The organism is Frankia sp. CoWAU3 (assembly GCF_977971855.1).
The window spans coordinates 37,130-38,288 of the sequence record NZ_CDWWXB010000009.1 but is presented as its reverse complement, the minus strand read 5'-3'; the positions used below and the strand labels follow the sequence as shown (position 1 = coordinate 38,288).

General features: G+C 71.3%; 1 protein-coding gene and 1 pseudogene. One reads left to right on the top strand and one right to left on the bottom strand.

Annotated elements, in window-relative coordinates:
- Positions 1 to 281, top strand: a 281-nt coding sequence (locus tag AC08ON_RS02245) for an NAD(P)/FAD-dependent oxidoreductase (protein WP_476616365.1), incomplete at its 5' end; no start/stop codon positions are given.
- Positions 282 to 356: 75 nt separating this feature from the next.
- Here the strand turns inward: AC08ON_RS02245 and AC08ON_RS02240 are convergent.
- Positions 357 to 1,159: pseudogene (locus AC08ON_RS02240) on the bottom strand (DUF4012 domain-containing protein); the annotation flags it as partial.

Below are 1,159 nucleotides of genomic sequence, written 5' to 3'. Positions count from 1 at the left end.
CGGCCGACCCGCGGCGCATCCGGGCGGTGGTCGAGGCGACCCGCGGCCTGCTGCGCGGGGTGGACCTGGACACCCGCACCGCCGAGTGGGTAGGACCACGCCCGTGCACCCCGGACGGTCTGCCGCTGGTCGGCCCGACCACCTCGCCGCGGGTCTTCATCGCCGGCGGGCACGGCATGTGGGGCATCACCCTCGGTCCGGTCACCGGCCGCCTCCTCGCCGACGCCATCGCCACCGGTGCGCCCGCGGCCGAGCTGTCCCCGTTCGATCCGCTGCGTTGAGGACGAAGCGGATCAGGCCCCGATGCGGGCGACTCGATGCGAGTGAAGGGCCAGAACTCTCTGCAGTCAGAGTAGTCAGTTCTGGGTTTGGGACGACCCTTGGGATGACCAGGGAGGGACGACCGGTAGCCCCTGCACCTCCAGGCGCTCCGCGACGGGCAACGGCTGTGGACGCACGGTGAGTGCCGGGCCGCCTACCGGCTCCCGGACCTTGATTTCCAGGGTCCGGGTCTGGCCGCGATCGACGGTGAGATAGGTGGAGAGCACGGGATGCCCGGACTCGGAACCGCCGGCGAGGCCGACGGGCGCACCGTCGAGCCGGGCACCGACGAGCCAGCTGCCTCGGCCCGTGTACACCGAGAGCCAGAGATTGTTCTGCGCCCGGAGATTCCCAGCGGCATCCTTGAGATCCTGCCGGTGGCGCACATAGGCCGGCAGCCCGTCGGGGGCGGCGTTGGTGAGCCGGATCGTGATCGTCGCCAGGCCGGCGCCGTTCGGCTGCCGCTGCATGCGGTAGGTGGTCTGCCGCCGTAGCCAGTAGTCCAGCTTGCTCGCCGTCGCGTTCTGGGTGACGACCCCGAGAAACGGCCCAGGCGCGTCCGGCAGCGCACCACCCAGCGCCGTGGACGAAAGAATCCGCTGCTCCTCGGCGTGGTTGCTGGATATTTCCAGCCGACCCTCGCGAGCGGCCCGTCCCAGCGCGGTCACCAGTTTCGTCGTGTCGCCGGCTCCCGACTCCACGGCCGCATAGACGGCCTGACCGACCTGGGCGAAGAAGCGGTCGCGGGCGGCCGCGTCCATGATCTCGCCATAGACGCGCGACTCGACGAGATCGACCAGGTGCCCCGCGGCCACCGACGTGCCGTCGGGGAGCACCG